Origin of the sequence: Paraburkholderia sp. CNPSo 3076 (assembly GCF_026343935.1) — a bacterium.
GTDB lineage: Bacteria > Pseudomonadota > Gammaproteobacteria > Burkholderiales > Burkholderiaceae > Paraburkholderia > Paraburkholderia nodosa.
The window spans coordinates 59,344-79,106 of record NZ_JAPMAL010000008.1; the positions used below are offsets into that span (position 1 = coordinate 59,344).

18 protein-coding genes and 2 pseudogenes are annotated in these 19,763 nt (G+C 59.9%); 2 read left to right on the plus strand and 18 right to left on the minus strand.

Going from position 1 to position 19,763, the window contains the following annotated elements:
• Nucleotides 1-229: 229 nt before the first annotated feature.
• The 9 genes from M3A49_RS11080 to M3A49_RS11120 all read right to left on the minus strand — a co-directional run bounded on the left by M3A49_RS11080 (nucleotide 230) and on the right by M3A49_RS11120 (nucleotide 6,778).
• The gene (locus M3A49_RS11080) at nucleotides 230-664 is read right to left on the minus strand and encodes a protein kinase (RefSeq protein ID WP_323183136.1); all 435 of its coding nucleotides are present in this window, start codon (nucleotides 662-664) and stop codon (nucleotides 230-232) included.
• Complete coding sequence (locus M3A49_RS11085; RefSeq protein WP_266228721.1) at nucleotides 597-1,721, minus strand: dihydrolipoamide acetyltransferase family protein; 1,125 nt, start codon at nucleotides 1,719-1,721, stop codon at nucleotides 597-599. The genes M3A49_RS11080 and M3A49_RS11085 overlap by 68 nt, the downstream gene beginning before the upstream one ends.
• 4 nt (nucleotides 1,722-1,725) lie before the next feature.
• Nucleotides 1,726-2,706: an alpha-ketoacid dehydrogenase subunit beta gene (locus M3A49_RS11090; protein WP_266228722.1), complete on the minus strand. Its 981-nt coding sequence runs from the start codon at nucleotides 2,704-2,706 to the stop codon at nucleotides 1,726-1,728.
• Nucleotides 2,699-3,796 (minus strand): pyruvate dehydrogenase (acetyl-transferring) E1 component subunit alpha, encoded by a 1,098-nt coding sequence (pdhA, locus tag M3A49_RS11095; protein ID WP_266228723.1) that lies wholly within the window; start codon nucleotides 3,794-3,796, stop codon nucleotides 2,699-2,701. The genes M3A49_RS11090 and pdhA overlap by 8 nt, the downstream gene beginning before the upstream one ends.
• Before the next feature lie 379 nt (nucleotides 3,797-4,175).
• Entirely contained in the window at nucleotides 4,176-4,424 is a 249-nt protein-coding gene (locus M3A49_RS11100; protein WP_266228724.1) for a hypothetical protein, read from the minus strand.
• Between the two features lie 358 nt (nucleotides 4,425-4,782).
• Complete coding sequence (locus M3A49_RS11105) at nucleotides 4,783-5,229, minus strand: universal stress protein (protein ID WP_266228725.1); 447 nt, start codon at nucleotides 5,227-5,229, stop codon at nucleotides 4,783-4,785.
• Between the two features lie 58 nt (nucleotides 5,230-5,287).
• Nucleotides 5,288-5,866 (minus strand): elongation factor P, encoded by a 579-nt coding sequence (locus M3A49_RS11110; RefSeq protein WP_266228726.1) that lies wholly within the window; start codon nucleotides 5,864-5,866, stop codon nucleotides 5,288-5,290.
• A gap of 146 nt (nucleotides 5,867-6,012) precedes the next feature.
• Entirely contained in the window at nucleotides 6,013-6,300 is a 288-nt protein-coding gene (locus M3A49_RS11115) for a GYD domain-containing protein (protein ID WP_266228727.1), read from the minus strand.
• Nucleotides 6,301-6,451: 151 nt separating this feature from the next.
• Entirely contained in the window at nucleotides 6,452-6,778 is a 327-nt protein-coding gene (locus tag M3A49_RS11120; RefSeq protein ID WP_266228880.1) for a hypothetical protein, read from the minus strand.
• A 471-nt stretch (nucleotides 6,779-7,249) separates the two neighbouring features.
• On the opposite strand from M3A49_RS11120, the gene M3A49_RS11125 reads away from it, so the two are divergent.
• Nucleotides 7,250-7,378, plus strand: a complete 129-nt coding sequence (locus M3A49_RS11125) for a TraR/DksA family transcriptional regulator (protein WP_323183142.1) — start codon at nucleotides 7,250-7,252, stop codon at nucleotides 7,376-7,378.
• Here the strand turns inward: M3A49_RS11125 and M3A49_RS11130 are convergent.
• The 7 genes and pseudogenes from M3A49_RS11130 to M3A49_RS11165 form a co-directional block, all read right to left on the minus strand.
• The gene (locus M3A49_RS11130) at nucleotides 7,375-7,722 is read right to left on the minus strand and encodes an MTH938/NDUFAF3 family protein (protein ID WP_266228728.1); all 348 of its coding nucleotides are present in this window, start codon (nucleotides 7,720-7,722) and stop codon (nucleotides 7,375-7,377) included. The two genes, M3A49_RS11125 and M3A49_RS11130, sit on opposite strands and share 4 nt — an antisense overlap.
• Nucleotides 7,723-8,268: 546 nt before the next feature.
• Nucleotides 8,269-8,514 carry a hypothetical protein gene (locus M3A49_RS11135; RefSeq protein WP_266228729.1) on the minus strand — a complete coding sequence of 82 codons (246 nt, stop codon included), beginning with the start codon at nucleotides 8,512-8,514 and terminating at the stop codon, nucleotides 8,269-8,271.
• A complete protein-coding gene (locus tag M3A49_RS11140; RefSeq protein WP_416338945.1) occupies nucleotides 8,474-8,824 on the minus strand; it encodes a hypothetical protein in 351 nt (116 codons plus the stop codon). The genes M3A49_RS11135 and M3A49_RS11140 overlap by 41 nt, the downstream gene beginning before the upstream one ends.
• Before the next feature lie 408 nt (nucleotides 8,825-9,232).
• The gene (locus tag M3A49_RS11145) at nucleotides 9,233-9,559 is read right to left on the minus strand and encodes a hypothetical protein (protein WP_254353378.1); all 327 of its coding nucleotides are present in this window, start codon (nucleotides 9,557-9,559) and stop codon (nucleotides 9,233-9,235) included.
• A 153-nt stretch (nucleotides 9,560-9,712) separates the two neighbouring features.
• Entirely contained in the window at nucleotides 9,713-10,117 is a 405-nt protein-coding gene (locus M3A49_RS11150) for a hypothetical protein (RefSeq protein WP_266228730.1), read from the minus strand.
• A gap of 569 nt (nucleotides 10,118-10,686) precedes the next feature.
• A pseudogene (glgP, locus tag M3A49_RS42675) lies at nucleotides 10,687-12,317 on the minus strand (glycogen/starch/alpha-glucan family phosphorylase).
• 115 nt (nucleotides 12,318-12,432) lie between these two features.
• Nucleotides 12,433-13,314, minus strand: a pseudogene (locus M3A49_RS11165) (IS701 family transposase); the annotation flags it as partial.
• 2,654 nt (nucleotides 13,315-15,968) lie between these two features.
• On the opposite strand from M3A49_RS11165, the gene M3A49_RS11170 reads away from it, so the two are divergent.
• A complete protein-coding gene (locus M3A49_RS11170; RefSeq protein WP_266228732.1) occupies nucleotides 15,969-16,397 on the plus strand; it encodes a hypothetical protein in 429 nt (142 codons plus the stop codon).
• 1,090 nt (nucleotides 16,398-17,487) lie between these two features.
• Here M3A49_RS11170 and M3A49_RS11175 read toward each other — a convergent pair.
• Nucleotides 17,488-18,468, minus strand: coding sequence for a ParB/RepB/Spo0J family partition protein (locus tag M3A49_RS11175; protein WP_254353375.1), 981 nt, complete (start codon nucleotides 18,466-18,468; stop codon nucleotides 17,488-17,490).
• Nucleotides 18,465-19,679, minus strand: coding sequence for a ParA family protein (locus tag M3A49_RS11180; RefSeq protein ID WP_266228733.1), 1,215 nt, complete (start codon nucleotides 19,677-19,679; stop codon nucleotides 18,465-18,467). The genes M3A49_RS11175 and M3A49_RS11180 overlap by 4 nt, the downstream gene beginning before the upstream one ends.
• Nucleotides 19,680-19,763 lie beyond the last annotated feature (84 nt).

The window sequence follows — 19,763 nt, forward strand, 5'->3', positions numbered from 1 at the left end:
TCGTGACGCCGACGCGCCTTTCGCGTGCACGAAGGTGGCTTGCGGCAGCGGACTCGCCCATTTGTACCGTACAAAAAGGGCGGCCGTCACGCAAAAAAAGCCCACAAAGAGACCAAGAAACAACCGGCAAAATAGTTCGAGCCTGAGGGAATTTGCCACGTCTGCCTCCGTCGTCGTCAACGGTTCCCGCACGCTTATGATGCGCCGGCGTTGGCAACAGGGCATAGCTTCAGGCAGACAGCCGCCCGACTATCTCATCGAACGAAGGCCGCATCTCGACGTGCTCGCCAATACAGTCTTCGATCAACGCATGGATCCCGGCGGCACGATCGTCGGCCTCTCCGGCCAGACGTTGCGCGAGTTCTTCGCGCAGGCCGCCGATCGCGCGCACCTCGACGCGCTCGAACGCCTGCGCCAGTGCGTGATCATCGATATCGTGAACGGACGCCGCGCCGAAGTCGCCGAGCAATACGTGCCCTGAGCCGTCATGCAGGATGTTGTACGCATAGAGATCGCCATGCATGATCCCGCACCGATGCAGATGCCGCGCCGCCAATGCGATCCGGTGCGCAATGCGGCACCGGCGCGGAAACCGCCTACTGCGCCATCTCGAGATCCTTGATGACCGCGGCGAGAAAGCGCGCAGCCTCTCCTCCCGTGACAACCCTGTGGTCGAATGTCAGGCTCAGCGGCAAGATCCTGTGCACGGCGGGCGCACCCTCGTGCGCCACGACCTGGTCATGCATCCGCCCGGCTCCAAGAATCGCAACAGTGGGCGGCACGACCACGGGAGCCGCATATTTACCGGCAATCATGCCGAAGTTCGACAACGTGATCGTGTTGCCGCGCATCTCTTCAGGTGGAATCTTGCGTGCGCGAATATCGGCACGCATCCGGTCGAGTCCGGCACGCAGACCGGCCGCGTCACGATGCGCGACATCGCGCAGCACCGGGACGAACAAGCCATCCGGCAAATCGACGGCAATGCCGAGATCGATCTTCTCCAGCACGTGGCGCCGCGCCATTCTGCCGTCGAACCATGCGTTCAGTCCCGGCTCCGCGTGGCACCCGGCCACCAGCGCACGGATCAGGCGGATCGTCACATCGGTATGCGGTGGCCACGCGTGAATATCGGCGTCGTCGATAACGGTCGCGGCGGCCACTTCGCTCTGGGCGCGCGCCATGTTCTGCGCCATCGCGCGCCGAACGCCGCGCAGCACTTCAGGCGGACCGAGTTCAGCGAACCGCTTTGCCGCCCGTTGTACGTCGGTCGCCGTGATGACGCCTTCCGGCCCGGAAGGCGTCACCATTGCGAGATCGACGTCCAGCTTGCGGGCGAGCGCCCGCACCGCGGGAATCGCCTTGATAGCGCCAGGCCCCGCACCCGTGCCGCTGCCGGGCGCGGCTGGCGCCTCCTCCACCGGTTGCCTGCCCACTTCCATATGGCCGACCACGGTGCCGGCATCGGCATCCTCACCACCCTCTCCATCCCCTTCGAAAGCGGCAAGCGGGGCCCCCAGATGCACGATGTCGCCCGGCTTGCCGAACAGCTTCGCGATGCGGCCGGATTGCGGCGAGGGAATCTCGACGATGGCTTTTGCCGTTTCGACCGACACGAGCGGCTGGTCGACGCGAATGTCCTCGCCGCTCTTGACGTGCCATTCGACGATTTCCGCTTCCTGGAGGCCTTCGCCCAGGTCGGGCAGCTTGAAGATCTTCATGGTTTCACTGCGCCTCCAGCGCCTGCCTGACCGCGGCAACGATGCGCCCCGCGCCTGGCATGTACTGACTCTCGAGCCTGTAAAGCGGGACCACCACGTCATATCCCGTGACGCGCTGCACCGGCGCAAGCAACGAATAGAGTCCGCGCTCCGCAATGCCCGCGGCAATTTCCGCGCCCACGCCGCCCGTGCGCGATCCTTCATGCGCGATCACGCAGCGTCCCGTTTTCGCCACCGACGCAAGAATCGTCTCCATGTCGAGCGGCTTGAGCGTGGCCACGTCGATTACCTCCGCCATCACGCCCTCCTGCGCAAGCAGATCGGCGGCCATAAGGACTTCCTGCAGCGCTCCGCCCCAACTGACCAACGTCACATCCGCCCCGTCGCGCAGCACGTAGCAGCAATCGAGCGGCAGCGCTTCGCCGTTGTCTTCCACGGGCTGCCTGTAGATGCGGTAGAGGCGTGTCGGCTCGAAGAAGATGACCGGGTCCGGATCGCGGATTGCCGCCAGCAGCAGGCCATATGCGCGCGCGGGCGAAGAAGGGGTCACGACGCGCAACCCCGGTATGTGCGCAAACAGCGCCTCCGGGCTTTCGGAATGATGCTCCGGCGCGTGGATGCCCGCACCGGCAGGCGACCTGACCACGAGGGGGCACGTGAGCCGTCCGCGCGTCCTGTGCCGCAGGCGCGACGCGTGATTCAGCAAGTGATCGATGGCCGGATAGATGAAGCCGCTGAACTGGATCTCCGCGACTGGTTTGAGGCCCATTGCGGCCATGCCGACCGCCGTGCCGACGATCGCCGTTTCGGCGAGCGGCGTATCCATCACGCGCTGAGCGCCAAAGCGCGTCTGTAACCCAGTGGTTGTCCGAAAGACGCCGCCGTTCACGCCGATGTCCTCGCCGAGCAGCACGACAGCGGGGTCATGCGCAAGCTCCCAGGCGAGCGCGACATTGACCGCCTCGACCATGTTCAGGTCAGCCATGGCCGTTCTCCGCAAGCGGCACAACCGGAGCAAATCGCTGCGCCATCGCCAGTTGCTCGCGCATGGCGAGCGGTAGCGCCTCATAGAGATGGTCGAACATCGAGGAAACGTCAGGCGGAGCAATCGCGAGATACGCCTCGACCGCCTGCTCGACCTGCGTGTGACACGTCCTGGCGAGTTCCTCTTCGCGCGCCTTGTCCCAAACATTCATACGGATCAGGTAGGCGCGCAACCGGCGCAGCGGCTCGGATTCCCAATGCCTGCTGACCACTTCGGCATCGCGATAGCGCGTGGCATCATCGGCCGTCGTGTGATCGCCGAGGCGAAAGCTGAGCGCTTCGATCAAGGTCGGACCGTCACCGCGTCGGGCCTTCGCGAGTGCCGCCCCAACTACGTGGTGCACGGCAATCACGTCGTTGCCATCGACCTGCAGGCCGTCGATTCCCGCTGCAATCGCCTTTTGCGCGAGCGTTTGTGCGGCGCTTTGCTGGCTGCGCGGCACTGAAATTGCCCATTGGTTGTTGTTGATCACGAGCACGAGCGGCGCGCCCCACACGCCGGCGAAGTTCATCGCCTCGTAAAAGTCTCCCTTGGAGGTGGCGCCGTCGCCGAAAAGCGCCACTGCGACGCGCGGCTCATGGCGCAACTTGAACGCATAGGCGGCACCCGCCGCATGGCAGACCTGCGTACCGATCGGCACACAGTTCGGAAAGTCGAAGCGGGGCACACTGAAATCGCTTCCACGCTCGTCACCGCCCCAATAGAGCAGACTTTCCGTCATCGTGACGCCGCGCAGCAATTGGGCCGCGTGGTCGCGATAGGAGGGAAACAGCACGTCTTCGGGGCGCATTGCACTGGCCACGCCAACGCCGGTCGCCTCCTGGCCAACCGATGATGCGAATGTGCCAAGTTGGCCCGTACGCTGCAGCGCAACTGCTTTCGTGTCGAAGGCCCGTGTCAGCACCATCGCACGATACAGCGGCAGGAGCGCTGCGGGGTCGCTTGCGAAGGCCGGAAGCGGATGCACGGGTTCGCCCTCGGGCCCGAGGTACTGCGTGTAGCCGATGTGAAAACTGGCAGCCGTGGTCATGACGGCCTCCTGTGTGTTTCACACATCGTAAGCGTTCTGCCGCTGATCGCCACAAATATGGCATGACGCCACGGGAATAGCGGGCGTTCGCCGGCAACGCGGCGTGCGCGATGCCGTGCCCCGGCGCCGAATTCAGCGCATCGCATCCAGAGCAGCGCTTGAGCGAAAGGCGAGAAAATTCAGGAGTGGCCCGTTGAAGGGAGGCATGCAGCTCACCTCTCCTGTAGCAGCGGTAAAAGCGCGCCGGTCGCACCTGGACTGACGAGGATTTCCGTCGTGCATCATTCCACACTCTGGGGCATGAAGATGACCGTCTCGCCGTCGGCGGCGCGCACGAGGGTGGCCCGTTTCGACGGAATTACCACCTCTCGACTTCCAGTCACCCGAACGCACCCCGCGTCAGGTCCTTGTCGAACTCGGCGGTCCAGGCCGTGCCGTGTCCGGTCCGATACCCCCTTTCCCTAAGCGTTGCGCGGCGAATGACGGTGACGTAGCCGTGCAAGGGGTAGACCTCGTCCACCGCGTCTGGCGTATCTGTTTCCTGTATCGCAAAATCGGACTCGGCAAGGTGATGACGGTGCAACACGGCGACGAAATCGGACCTTTCATCTGGAGCAATGATTGACATCTCGCGCCCCTCCTTACTGAACTGAACGATTCTTTAAAACTAGCACGCCTGAGTCGACAGTGTGGTGCAATATCGCGCTTCAGCATGCCCCTGCACGCAGATGCCATCCCGATGAGCATCAGCGCGATCGGTCCCTGGTGAGCCAGCCGGGCAACGGCCTTAGGCATCGCCGTTACCTGTGCCGACGGCATGTTGCCGTAGGCCTGGAAAGCAGGCAGATCGGAGGGCAGGACGCAGATAGCCGCGCGCTGCTAGCCAGCGAAGCGCTAGTGATGAGCCAGATCCGTCAGCGATCCGCCCACCACTCGTAACTTCATCGTCAAGCGCTTCTGCGTCGTGATCCGCATAGCTTCCGGTATCATCGATGCGCCTCCGCGGCATCTGGCCGGTCGCGCACGATGGTGACCGAGCACGGCGCGTATGCGATCACTTGCCTCGCGATGGAACCAAGCAGCCAACGATCAAAGGTAGTACGTCCTCGATGTCCTACAACAACGTGGTCTATATTGTGTCGTTCGGCATACAGCACCAGCTCCTTGGCCGGATGCCCGACAATCACCTCATATTGGACCGTTACTCCAGGTAACCCGAGCTTTCCCTTGAGTTCGGTGATGAGGTCCTGACAGTGGCGTTTTTCGGTCTCAAGCAGCTCAGGCACCTCATAGGCCAACTTACCCCAGTCAGGCGGACGAGCAACCATAAGAATGTGGAGCCGCGCCCCTTCCTTTTCAGCAAGATTTTTTGCGAAGCGGATTGCCTCCTGTGCGGAAGCCGAGCCATCGTAACCCGCGAGAACGTCGTGCATGATTACCTCCAGAGACTCACCCGGACGTCTTCGAGGCACAGTTCAAGAAGCGCCGAAGTCATGGCTTTCGCATTTCTCGCCTTACACGCTCCACGTATTTTCCTGACGCGACCTCGATTCGCACAGTATCCCCTTCCTTGATGAACTGGGGAACGAGAACTTCCATGCCGTTCTCGAGTGTGGCCGTCTTGAAAGTGGAGGTTGCATGCTCGTGCACGCCCAGCGGCGCGGACACCACGCCTAACTCGACCGCATGCGGAAACGCGATGGTGACCGGCTCGCCGTCATTCAGCGCGACCGGGATTCGCATATTCGGCTGAAGGAACTTTTCGTATGCGCCAATAGTTTCCGAGGACAAACTGATCTGCTCGAATGTGTCGGGATCCATGAAGTAAAAGGCGACACCATCCGTATACAGATATTCCATCTCCTTGTGATCGAGCGCGACCTCTTCGAGCCTGTCGCTCGGGTGCAGCCGCAACTCCCTGATGTGCCCGGTCTTCAGGTTCTTGACCCTGGCAAACACTGCGCTACCCTGCTGGCCCCCGCCGGCATGGTACCCGGCGCTGGCGATGCTATGAAGTTCGCCTTCGAGCATGACGACCATGCCCGGCTTCAATCCGGAAGCTTCGACCATTTGCCTCTCTCCGCCTTGCCAGCATGGTGACGACATCTTCACCTGCAAGATAGCGACTTCTGCAAACACGTTCAGGACACCCGACGGTGAGACGCAGAATTCACCTGGCGCATTTCATCGCCTGGAGCCCGATCCGTCGATCTGCGCTACAGCGCCGCGATGAACTCGTTCCACGGCGTCGCCTGCAGGGTCTCGGTGGCAGCGTGTCCATAGCCGCGGATGATTAGAGCCGCCAGCTCAAGCTGTTTCAGATCGTTCGACTCGACAACGTCCAGGACGTCGAAGCGCCCGAGAGTCAGATAGCTGTCCTTCCAGGTGACGGCAGGGCATTCGGCCCTGATCTTTTCGGCCACTGTGGCGGCGATCTGCTTCAGTTCGCCGGGATCCGTGAATGCGTCAGGAGCGAGACGGCTCAGGATGACGTACGTAGCCATGGCATACCTCCGAGCAAAGAATTGCCCCGCTATCGATTACTGCAGTCGCACGCAAACAGGCGCCCGCGCGTCAAGCGGAAGCATTGCGGTGCGCATTGTTGTTCCGAAGCGTCATTAACCGCGGCGGGTTGGACCGGGGCCCTCAGGTAGGTCAGTGCAGTTGTCGCTTCAGGTTGGAATGTTCAGAATGCATTGAACTGACTGTATCCATGATTCCGGCGGCGAGACCGCTAACCTGTTGGCAAGCGCGCTCCGCACGATTACCGATCCATTCGAGATCGTTGACACACTGCCGGATACGGTCCTCGTCCCTGGACGACATGATCTTCTTTGCCGGTTTGCATTCCTTTTCGAGCTCATCCATCCACCTCATCAAGTGTTGTGGAATCGTCGCGTCGGCGTGCATGGTACGTGATGCCTCGCTAACGCTTTGCTGAAGATGAGTAAAGCGCTTTTGGATTTCACTGGCTTGCGACATGATGCCCCCTTCCTGAACATCAGTTCCAGATGAATTCAGGCAGCAAATGACGGTGTGTCGCCCGTGCCGTCGCCATTCGCCTGCTTCGGTCAGCGGGCAGCGACGTTGCATTGCGTCAAATCGGCACCGGGGCACGCGAAAGACGCCTCTGTAGTTTAGGTCACAATCGCTCGCCTGCACCGGTCCGCACGGTGTCCAACGAATTCAGCGTCGCAGCTGCGTGGTAGAGCGATTTCGTAAGCGCAGCCGTATCACACGTACTTCGGTGATTTGAGCACCCAGTCGAACCACGTCCGACACTCCAGTCGCGTCTGGCTGCGGAGGGTGCTTGAATGATCTATCGTGGTGAACCGTGGGGTCGCCATGACTTCCGGGAACTTGGGCATGGAATGCAGCCGTCACGCAATACCGATTCCGTCCCAGGGGAGTGGGACATCGACACAGCGTGCATCAATTGCGGCGCTGGCACGCATCGCCGCCGGCCGCTACGGCGAATGCGTCGATTGTGGTGGCCCTATCGGTTGTGAGCGGCTCGCCGCCACGCCCTACACGGCCCGCTGCGTGTCCTGCCAGACGCAGTTCGAACAACGCCGCGTCTAGCACGTGATGTGCAGAATCGCGTTGGTGCCTTTTTCCTGTTCCTTGAGTCTGGCGATGGCCTCCTCAGTTGGCACGATAAGCAGTTCGACCTCCCGGCGATCGGCCTCCTGCTTCACCTCGTCCATCACCGGCAAGGCTCCGGTGCCCGTGCCGATCACGAGGCGCCGGCAATTCCAGGGAATGGCCTCGGCCATCGATAGCGGCGTATGTCCGAACGCTTCGCGGAACGCCCTGGATGGCTTCTTCTTGCGTCTGCGAACCTGTCCGCGGTCGATCACCACATCATGCTGGTAAGTCACACCGTCTATGCGGATGGACCCGAAGGAAAACGCCTCAAAGTGCATATTCGCCTCCACTGCTCCTGCACCGGCCGCCATTCGTTGCCGCTGGGCTCAACGAGGTCTCGGCCACCAATAGCATTATAGGTTCGAGCCCTCATCGCACGGCACGCGCTGGTTGCCACCCGCGCCAGGGATGACATGGGTCCGCTGGATGCTCTCCAACATCGCGCCGACGGCTCGCGGTTTGCAGGAGGGCACACCGCGAGCGCGCTCCTGGCAAGCACGCTTGAATACACCAGCGATTCCCAGCAAACCAACCAGAGCAGCACCGCAGAAGGTGATGAGAGGCCATGTGGTGGCACACACTGAACTGCTCGGCACATTCCAGAACTAGCGCGAACGTCGATGCCCGGCGCGACACATCAAACGCCGAGTCGAATGGGGATCCGCCGTCGACCGAAGGACACACCGAACCGTTCGAACCGACAGGCCAACGGACTGTGGCAGTCGGGACAGGCGCCGTCGGCAGTCAGCCGCTAATCGTCGCTTCGATGCCAGTCGCGCACGATTAGCGCGGTGCCGCATTGTGAGCAGAAGGTGGTGCCGCCATCAGAAATCATGAACGTTGCCCGTACAGACGTATCTCAAACCCTCCGCACGCGCGATCTCGCGTGCGCGGGTAAGCGTTGTGGGCGGGGTGGGCGCGATGTCGGTCATCCTGTAATCGGGATGGAATGCCGTAAAGTGCAGCGGAACGCCGTCGCCAAGTTCCATCACGATCCACCGCGCTGCGGCGCGGATTTCCGCGTTGCTGTCATTCTTTTCGGGTATCAGCAGCGTAGGGACGATGCGCAAGCCCAATGGTCTCTTGCGCATCGACGATCAGACATGCTTCGTTTGGCGAGCCTTCGCGTGGCCCATAGCCCGGATATTCGGCGAGAATCACGCGCAGTCCCAGCCGGTTGAGCGCTGAGGCATAGAAGGACCGGTGCCCTTCGTGCCCCGCATTGCCATGAAAGACAATGGCCGTGCCGCGCACGGTTTCGGGCGGTTCGCCAACAAGGCCTCGGAACGCCTCCGTAGTCGGCCAGGTCACAAGTCGGTCGGAGACGACGTCCTCGATTGCAACCTTCTCAGGAAAGTAGAGAAAACGTTCCTGCAACATGGCAACGCCTTCCAAAAGGACCAACCCGCGAAGGCTAGACGTGGCGCCATTCCTCCTGGGCATCCCGGCGACGTTCATCGCCTCGAACGGCTTCTACATTCCGCAACTCACGGCTTTGGAATCTTCCGATGCGAGACGATACCGCCTCCATTCATTGTGCGTTTCCAGGCTTCATCGGCATGTTGCTGCGCGGATTTCAAGGTGCGCGCGGTCCGTTGCCCCGCTTTGGGCATTGGCGTGAACGCGGAAGTCAAGCCAGACAATGCACGGCGGACCGTTCTCGTGACCATGGTGTGCTCCGCGTAGACATCGGATTAATCAATCTAACCCTTCCCCCGGGGCTTGCGAGGCTGCACGTTTAACCAGCCATGGCGATGCCGCCAGTCTACGCAGAATGCATACCTGCGACTAGTCGAGTTTCATGATGCCCATGTGCATCGCGGTGTCGGCACACATGACTACCAGCTTGTCGTGCGAAACACCTTCGGTCAAACGATGATTTAGCACCTCGTCGAATGTCCCGGCGCACTCCGAGACCGCGCTCATCGCGTCCCCTTCCGTCCGGTTGTAGGCGCCCGCGAGAAGCCATCGGGCTCGGCATTTGGCGGCGTCTATGGTTTCCTGAACTGAAGCATAAGGGCCTGCAGCCTGACATTCGGGGATAGCTACAGGCTGGAATGCTTGCGACAAGGTGGGGATAAGGAAGGCAGCGGCAGCGATGTATCGACGGCACATGGCAGCTCCTTTCTTGAGGATCTTCTTACCGCCGTTACGCGGTGATCACGGGGGTCATGAACCCGGATCGCGAGCAGCGAAGCCCCGTTGATTCGCGACGACGAGTCAAATGACAATCTATCACCTCTCCCGCGCCGGTGGGTCTGCCAGCCGTCACATCAGCGCCGACTCCTTCCGTCCGACGCGCAATCGATCAATCAAGTCGCTGGTGACCCGGCGAGCCGTCAATGAATCACGGCGCAACCGTTCGAATGCAACCAGGGCCCATGGAACGATAAATACGAATACAACGCATCCCAATCCGGCAAGTAGTGCAGCCATGGTCCGGTTTACCTGCGTACCGTTATGCGGCAACGTGTGGCGGATCCACACATATTCCGGATTGATCCCCGCGTCGAAAGTCATCGCCAAAACCAGGATTAAAGCGACGTGCAATGCCAGCTGCATTTCGTGGAACACCGTCGTGTCGTCATTTTCCTCGTGAATGAGCACGATCATCCGGCCAGCGATCGCAAGCGTAACTAACGCGAGAGCGCAAAAACAACTCAATTCGAACATTGTGATTTTATCATCCCAGGTTTTTGTTCCATCGCATATGGTCAATCGGGCCAACGCGAGAATGCATTCCGCCGTCATAGACCGTCGCTAATGCCCTTCATCGGAAAGCCGGTCGCGACTGCACCAACGTTGCCACCTGCGCCCAGCACGGGGCGCACTTCGAGAGACTCAAGAGTTCGATGCGGGTGGCTTTGCCTGACATGGGGTGTCTTCCAAAACGAGAACGACGTCCTGCGTATCAGGTCTTTCAACCCGTTACGCAGGACGCCGTTGCCCAGTGAGCCCGTTGCCGGGCAAATCAGTATTCAGTGATACTCAGTGCTACGGAGCGAGTCGCCGTTGACTCGCCCTGGTGCAGTGCAACGCAAGTGCCGTGCCAGTCCGTTTCGCCCGTCGCCGGCGTGGATATCGCTGCACGGCGGCGCAGCGCGGCACGGTTCTGGTGCGCAACGGCACCCAGCAGAGTCGCTCTGCACTACAGCGCTGCTTCCGACTGTCCCATCCGGGCGGATGCACCGGCGTAACGCCGCAACATGGCTCGCACCGCCTGGCGCGGATCGTGTTCAATGTCAGGGTTGATCAAGGGAGATTTGCACGGGCGCGACCTTCCAGATCCGTTCACAGTATTCGCCGATCGCGCGATCTGACGAGAACTTCCCCGAGCGCGCCGTGTTGAGGATCGACATACGCGTCCAGCGTGCCTCGTCTTTCCAGACGTCACTCACACGCTCCTGGCACGCGACATAGTCGGCGTAATCGGCAAGCACGAGAAATGGATCGACCCGAATCAGGTTCTCAACGAGTGGACGAAACACCTGCTGGTCGCCACGCGAAAAGTATCCGCCGGCAATCAGGTCCAGCACGTCGCGCAACTCCGCATTGCCTTCGACATATTGCGCGGGTCGATAGCGTTCGCGTTTGACGTATTCCACCTGTTCGGCAGTCAGACCGAACAGAAAGAAGTTTTCGTCACCCGCTTCCTCGCGGATCTCGACGTTGGCACCGTCCAGTGTTCCGATCGTGAGCGCGCCGTTCATCACGAATCTCATGTTGCCGGTGCCGGATGCTTCCTTGCCGGCCGTTGAGATCTGCTCGGACAGATCGGCGGCGGGATAGATAAATTGCGCGTTCTTCACGTTGAAGTCGGGAAGGAACACAACCTTCAGCCTGCCCGCCATCATCGGGTCGTTGTTCACGACCTCGGCGATGCCCGTGATCAGCCGGATCATCAGTTTCGCCATCCTGTAGCCTGGCGCTGCTTTTCCGCCAAAGATAAAGCAGCGCGGCACACAACCCCGCTCCCGATTAAGGCGCAGACGCTGGTAAAGCGTGATGATGTAAAGCGCATTCAGATGCTGTCGCTTGTACTCGTGAATGCGCTTTACCTGAATGCCGAAGAGTGCGTCGGGATCCACAATGACGTTCGTCACGTCGCGGATGCGCTCCGCCAGCACCTTTTTGTTCGACCGCTTGACTGCACACCACTTTTCCCGAAACGCCGGATCGTCGGCGTACGCCTCCAGTTTCCGAAGGCGCTTGAGGTCAGCGACCCACCCTTGCCCACCGTTTCGTCAAGCAGCTGGGCAACGCGCGGATTGGCGAGCAGAATGAAGCGGCGCGGCGTGACACAGTCGCGCAGAACGGTCTGCGTGAGGAGCGAGGAATGCAGCGCTGCAACACCGTTCACGGCGTGGCAACCGATGGTCGACAGGTGGGCCATGCGCACTTTCTTCTCGCCCGCCTCGTCAATGATCGACATGCGCGCTACGCGCGGCTCGTCACCCGGGAATATCTGCCGCACCTCGTCGAGGAAACGACGGTTAATCTCGTAGATGATCTCGAGCGGACGCGGCAGCAACCGTCCAAAAAGCGGCAACCCCCAGGTCTCCAGCGCTTCGGGCAACAGGGTATGGTTGGTATAGGCGAGCGCGCGCCGCGGAATGTCCCATGCCTCTTCCCAGGAAAGCAGCCGCTCGTCCACCAGCAGGCGCATCAGTTCAGCGACGGCGATGGCAGGATGCGTATCGTCAGCTGCATGGTGAACATCTCGGCGAAACGCGAAACAGGTTCGCCCTTCAGATCGAGCAGACATAGCATGTCCTGCAGCGAGCACGAGACGGCGCAACCGCTTGCGGGCTTCAGGCTCGTCGTTCGGATACAGCACCTTGGACAGCGTTTCGGAGATCACCTTTTCCTGCACGGCCTGGTAGTCTTACTGTGTCGCATAATTAGTTGCGTGATCTATTGCCGTGCAGGAGGAGTTCCATCGTCGCATGAGCCGCAATCCAAGCAGGATGCGCAATGTGGTAATGGAATCAGGAACGTGGCGTTGAGCGAGCTGGACTGCCCCGGGGAATGTAATTCGGGGGAAGGACAGGCAGCGTGCGTTCAAGGAAGTTTTTTTTGCCACGCCCATCTGATTGAATTCTGAGTCGCTGAGCCATCAGAAACCCATAGGCAGCGATACTCAGTGTGGCGTGATGGTGAAAGCCACGTCAGCCTCTCCCTTCATAGTGACCGAGCCCGAACTCCTGTTTCCGATCCTGATAGTCGCGCTCGATGCGCCAGCGCATCCTGGTTACGAACACAAGCTGCTCAAGTGTTGCATCCTCGGGAGCGGTAGTGAGAAAGTATTTGAGCGGCTCCGTATCGCCATCAGGCCATTCAATGAGCAGCCATTCTTCGTCGCGAACGGTACTTCGCCAGGTGTCGCGATGTGCGGGACGAACCCGTACGGCGGCAAAGCGTGAGGAAAGTGCTGCGTTGCTGCCTTCGCGCCAGGTTACGGTCTGCCAGGCGTCCACGGGTAATTGCATGGCCAGCTCCTTCACCACGATGGGTTCATGGCCAGGCGCACGCCGCAACAACTTCGGTGGCTGACCGCGCCCGCTCCAGGGCTTGGGCGGAAGGAGCGCCGTACCGGGCGCCCACACAGAGGTGCCAGGTCGGATCCCTACCGCGTACAACAAACCCAGTTCAGTTACGCCCTCCCGGAAAGCGGTTTCGTCGCCGTACCCAGCATCGGCGAGCACAATGCCCGGTGCAATGCCGGAGGCTACAGCCTCTCGGAGTTGGGCCAGCGCAATCTGTGGCTTGGTCTCGAAGGCGAGATCGTCGGGAATGCCCGCACGACGCGCTCGTTCCCGGTCGTCAGTCCATTCCTTGGGAACATACAGCTGCCAGGCAATTGGCAGGCTGTTCCGGCGAGGTCTAGCGGTGCCACTCCCGCCGGGGCACGGTGATGCGTGGACTCGATCTTCGGCATGGACCGGGGTGCCAGGCTGGCCGTACGCTTGGGCGTGCATCTCCGTACGTGTTCGTGCGAAGTCGGGCGTATGCCGGGACGCCCCGGTGTACGGGTTAGAGGAGGAATCATCCTCTTCGGCGTCTTCCGGTTGGGGCGCCCGCACCTGCTCCGGCGTTTGACGTGCGGCATGACAGGGATCGCTATATAGGGCGCTTGAGACGCTGTGCGCGGGGTTAAGGCGCGCAGGCATCTGTAGGAGGCGCTGCGGGGGAAAGCTCACGATGACAATGTGAGGTCCCACAGCGCGGATGCGATGTCCTGGCAATGCCCGAGCGAGGCTGACGCACCGGGGCCTTTCGGGTGCTGTTCCGCGCCTAACGCCGTGCAACTGCGTAGAGTCCGTACGCCTCACCGTACGTCTGCCCGGACGTCTGCCCGGACGAGTCCGTTCCACTCGCCGTACGCCCCCTCGTACGTCCTTTCATACGTCGCACCGTACGTGTACCGTTATTGCGAACCAGCGACTTACCTACGAGGCTGTGCACGTCCGTGTGATCGAAACCACGGAGCGTACGAAGCTGCGTCGAGAGTTGTGCTGGTCACGGAGCTGAGCACTGCTAATGCGGCGGCTACGGCGTCGGTTTGCCAATGGCCGGCGGCCATCGCTCGACATAACGGGGTGCAGTGGTTTGGCGCTTTGCCAACTCCTCGTTGTAACTGAACTCGCATAACGAATACCGACGCTTCGAGCAGTACTTTTCTCATCCCGCCGATCTGAACGCCATGTACGGTGTTGACATGGCTATCCGTACGTTCAGGCGTACGTCCATCTGTACGTACATCAGCTCGAGTCCATACGATTCCGTACTGCGAGCCGTCCGAGTCCGAGCAACAGCGTACGCATTCTTGCCGCAGGCGAGAGGAGGTGCGGGACCTGAGCGGCCGCACCATACCGGCGGCGCCACCGAACCACTATGTCAGTGACATGCGTCACACTGCTGAGACAAGAGAATGCTTGAGCTTGAGAAGCCCCCCAGCCCGACCCTGATCGCTTTTTAAATGAGAGCAAGCGCCGGCTAAAGCTCAGTCCCCAGCGGGACCTGATCGCGTCTCTTTCTCGGAAGGGAATGGAGCGCGTACATGATTTGGCGCTTTCTCAAGGAGAAGTGTGGCGTTCGGGTGGGCCGAATGACCGAATGACCGTCTACGAGTTTTGCGTACGGATAAGAGAAGGTAGCGCGAGTACGCGCACCGAGCAGCCCACCCTCACAACGGCGAACATTGCCGCCCGTCGATCTTGTCCACAAAGTCTTTCGCGGCTTCTAATGGACCCTTCTCGCGGTAACGGCATTGCAGTCCGCTGACTCGACGCCTGACTGCCGAGCCACACTCACCGATGGCGACTTGCATTCGCTCGAACACAAGAACCTAGTTCCATCGGCTCCGAGCCGTATGGTAACGGCACGCTTAGCGGTTACGGTTTCGTCCGGGTTGTCCGTCGTGCGCTCTGCGCATTTTTCCCATTGAGGGTCCATTCGTGAGTGATCTCCGTTCCCTCGGCCCTGTCGCCCTCGTCGACGCACTGGCCTGCTAGTGCCTCTATTTCCTGCACTCCCCATCACCTTGCGCAGGCTGCGGCGTATCACATGTCGCTAAGGAGACCACGACCATGACTATCCGTTCCCACCGCAACCACTTCCATCTCACTCCGCGCGGGACCCGGCGACCGCGCAATCCAATACGAATCACGTCTACGTAGCTCACAACTACTGTTGTTGCCATCAGCATTTCGGACTGGCTTCTCCAGGTCTGCGGCGACCAGCCCAAGCATGTGTATGCCCGCCTTTACATTACAAAATACGTGCGATTTGATACGAACAGGATTTCCCATTTAGAACTTATTGTGTGCACGCCCGGAAGCTGGGAATCTGTTACCGATGTGCCAGTCTCGTCGTGAAACATTCGTTGCAGATTCGCCCGAACAGCCCGCTGTTACGTCAATTCAGAGCGCTGCGAATTTGGCCCTGAATGTTTCACGGCACGACTAGACCTGAACTGCTGCCATGTCAGGCTCGGACTAGAGCGAATGCCTTTCGGAGCGTCGTCGTCAGTTAATTCGGTTGGCGAGAGGTAAACTGTTAGTTGCAGTATTCATACAATCACGCCGATGTTGCCGTAAACCGTATACGTCCTAGCGGCGTGCGATTGCCCTACCGTCTAGATGGGGGCTTCATCCGTACGGTGAATTCCGCATCACAGTACGGCTAGTGGAACCGGTCAACTCTTGCTACCTAGCCTACGGAACTCACTCCGGTGGAGCGTATGTGTCGAGCAGCGAGGCTGCATCTAGTGTGAGCGCCGATGAACCCCAACGCTCCAAAGATTACCTCGCCACCCTATCACTGGACTGGGTGGCCAGGTCTAAAGCACAGCGCGTCTCCCGTCGCTAGCGCACGTTTGTGGGCCCACTCCCGGCTGGCTACCAACGATATCCTACGCTTGTGCAGCGTGGTCTTTTTCGAGTGATTGACATCCGCTTCCCATTTCGTCGGCAACCCGTGCCTGACGCTCGCGTCCCCCGTCGTCGTGCTGCAGGAAAATCACATGGCTTTCAAGAAGGACCTATCGGCCTCTCCGTGCAACACTGTCCTCGGACGCGCAATGTTTGCGCGGGTATGCGCGGTACACCGCGCCCCTGGATGGACCTCTTTTGTCCCTGAGCCTTCGGCTATCGGTGAAGAATATCGCCCGGCGCGCGGCCATGTTGGTGACAGGATGCACGAGGCGAAAGCGGCGAGCACCACACACGACAAGCACAGAACGGTTGAGAGCCGCGACTCAGAGGTGCTGTGGGAAATGACTGTCCTGGGCAAGGGCGGCAACTACGCGGGGCAATGGCTTCGCGCCAGCGCCTTGTACCCGCCGCTGTCGTACAGGCTGCTCCGTCTTGCCGAAAACGAGAGCCTGTCGCTCGAGCAGGCTGAGCACTCGCGCGCGCGGACGCTTTTTGCCACACGTGGGCCAGGGAGGTAATCGCGCGAAAGATGCCGCCCGACGTGGTCCAGCGTCTGCTGGACCACGCGTTCTTCTCCATCGCCATCCACGCGCGCGCCGAGCGCAAGCGTAGCGGCGAGCGAGTCGCAAAGCTCCTCGGCGACGCTACTTGGGCGCGCCCGAACCGTCGCTATACGGTCTTGCAATCACGCAAGTCGGTCTTCAAGGCCGGGGGGGCGCCTAGCAATGAATCGTGGCCAAAGCAAATATAAATGCGGCCGATGCTCGCTCAAAGGACGGAGCAGATCGATGCAGAGACATCACGGAAGAATTGATGGATCAGGTTGAAAGGTTACAGACTTAGGCTGCTCAACCGTTCTATTCATCGTCGCTGGTCACATTGCGTTAGGACTTTCGCACTGAAGTGTCCAGGGCCATTGGCACAGGATGGGAGCGTGGAAGACTGCAAGCTAGCGGCACTGATGTTTCTGGAAAACGTGCCATTCTTTAGTCATTGCGTCAGCTTCGTGCGTGTCGTGCCCGCATCTCGCGCATGAAATCAACCGCTATTAAGCGGGAAGCGGCAAGTCGAAGGGCTTGCCCGGCTGAGCAGTCAGCGCATATTCCTGGACCAACCCCCGCGATTACGCAAACTGCACCGTGTTAAATGCGGTCGGAATTCAGGGTGGCGAGATTACTGGAGTCCACGGGCCATCGGTTTCACCCAGCTTCAGCGGCGCTATCGATGTATCTTCCATTTAGATAAATGTCTCTCCCGACGAGTCAGACCCCGTATCTGCTGTTCTCTTTGCGGCAGAAGTGCTCGACTACGAATATCTTGCAGGCCAGAAGCCCATTGCCATTTGATAGGGAGCAGCTCGGCACTGAAGAGTGTTCGGAGCCGAACACTTTTCGCCCGCTGAGAGTCATCGATCTCGCGCTGAAGAGTGTTCGGATCCGAACACTCTTCAGCGCAGCCGATGCATCCGTCAGTTGATGGGGAGCAAAGCTCCGAGCAGCTCTCCGCGAGCGAAGGTGTTCGGATCCGAACACTCCCGAGATGAAGGGACCGGCACCCCAATAAAAAAGCCCCGCAAATTACGGGGCTCTTTATCCTATCTTGCAGAACCTACTCTGCTTGAACCGAGAACATCTTCGCGACTGTCTCTCTGAGCGCGCGCTCCTGCTCCTCTGAAATTACGCCGGCCTTGAACTTAAAGGTCAGCCCCGAGACATCTTTCGTGATGCTGCCTGCATGGAGATTTCCCGAGAAAATTTTGAGGATGCTTCGGCCCGCCGCGTCATGCGTAGACACCCCGCGAGTCGCTGCAGCGAGAATCGCAGGGGCGACCTTCGACTCAAGGAGGTCACCCGCTACTACCTGTGTCCACAACTCCGTCAGCGCCTTCAGGCCCGCATCGCCGGTCTTCTTCAACGCGCTCACAATCTCCTGTGCCTGATTTGATTGCAAAAGCGTCGGCCTCAGATCCAAGTCGCGCTTAACGAAGTCAGGAAGCTCATCGAAGGCAAGGTATCGGTAGAGTTCATTTCTGGAGATGCCCATCGTCTTGGCAAGCCGAGTCTTATTTGGAAACTCACTCTCGGCCCGGCGGACCGACAACGCAATCTCGTAATCTGAGAGATCATCTCGCGTCACGTTCTCTACGAGCGCGAGCGCGGCCATATCCTGGTCAGTGCAGTCTACAACCACACTCTTAATGGTCTCCCGATTCAGGAGCTTATGTGCACGCCAACGCCTCTCACCAGCTACCAGCTGGTAGGCGTCATCGCCCACTCGACGCACTAGCACCGATTGCAGTAGTCCAATCTCTTCAATCGAGCGAGCCAATTCATGCAGCTTCGTCTCATTGAATTCGCGGCGAGGTTGCCATGGGTTCGGCGAAATCCCGTTGACCGGCAAATCGGTCCCTACACCTTTTTCTTCAAGCTCCTGGATTCGGATTTGCGCCGCGGTCAAGGCACTGGTAAGTCCCGGCATGGTTTGCGGACTGCGAGTACCCTTTTCCGCCTCTTTCCTAACCGGCGTCATCTCAGCCGGCGACGCCAGGCCTGCAGTCTTGGCCAACAGCTGCTCGCGAATATTGCTCATGCCTCCTCCTTCCAATTCTTGACGAACATGTCGTCAAGCCAACGCGCGTACTGCATCAACGGTTGCTTCACTCGCTGAAGCGACTTAGCGGTCGAATGCGTATTCGTGATATCCAGAGCGGTGGAGAATGAGAGGGCCCCACCACTCATCACTGAGCTTGCCGGAATTTCGAATGGATCCAACCATTTCCCGTAAGCAGTCTGAGCCCATTGCCGAACCACCGGGGCCGATGACGTCTTGCCGTAATCCACCTTGGAAAGAAGGATGGAGATGAACTCGTAGACCTTGTCTTCCTCGTACGCGAGGAAGTCGCCCGCGACTTCTGAAAAGAGACGCCAGAACGCCATCGAGCTGATGAAGTCCAGGTTCTCCGGGACCATCGGCATCACGAGTGCGTCTGCGGCGAGCAACGCGTTGAGGTTCATGTACGACAGCGACGGCGAGGTATCCATCAGGATGTAGTCGTATTGCGAACGTAGCGGCTCGAGGCCTTCGCGAAGCACTGACCAGAACCGAAAACCCTTCATCGTTTTCTGCCGGGCCGGCAACAGAAACTCAGCGCCATACAGGAACGTGTGCCCCGGAATAATGTCAAGGCCGTCCCAATAGGTGCTCTGCACCTTCGAATTCAGCCCGCCTTCGATTGACTGGTCATAGATGTAGGGGAGGACGGTGTCCTCTCCGCTAATTTCCTTCTCTGCATACAGTCCGCACAACTCCGAAGCGGAAGCCTGCGGGTCCAGGTCGATGATGAGCACTCTGCGCCCGAGCAGCGACAAGGCTTGCCCGAGGCAGACAGTTGTGGTGGTTTTCGCAGACCCCCCCTTCAGCTGAGCCGTCGTCAGCACCCGTCCTCGAAATTTGCTGTCCGATTCGGCAAGTCGCGTTTGATAGATGTCCGAGGCCATCTTCACCCACGTGCGTACTTCGGCAAGCGTGAACGTCCGGCTACGACCGCTGCCGTTGAGCGTGCCCGACGGAAGCCCCTGATCGGCCTTCGTCACCAGATACTGGATCTGCTGGCGCGACAGATTGCACATGTCGGCCAGTTCGCTGATAGTAAATATGGGAGCGGTCTTTCGCGGCCGCGGCGCGAGAATCTGCTCGCGCAGGTTGTCCGCGAACGGTGCGAGTTTGTCGGCGAACTCTGCGACCTCGCGAAGCGTCGTGCGACGGCTTTCAATCGGGAGAGCGGTAGCCACTGCATCCATTCTGCACTTCCTTGGGTTTTTGACGATGAAGCGCAGAATACACTATTGCGTGTAAACAGGGTTGTATTGAGCCTGATTTTTTAG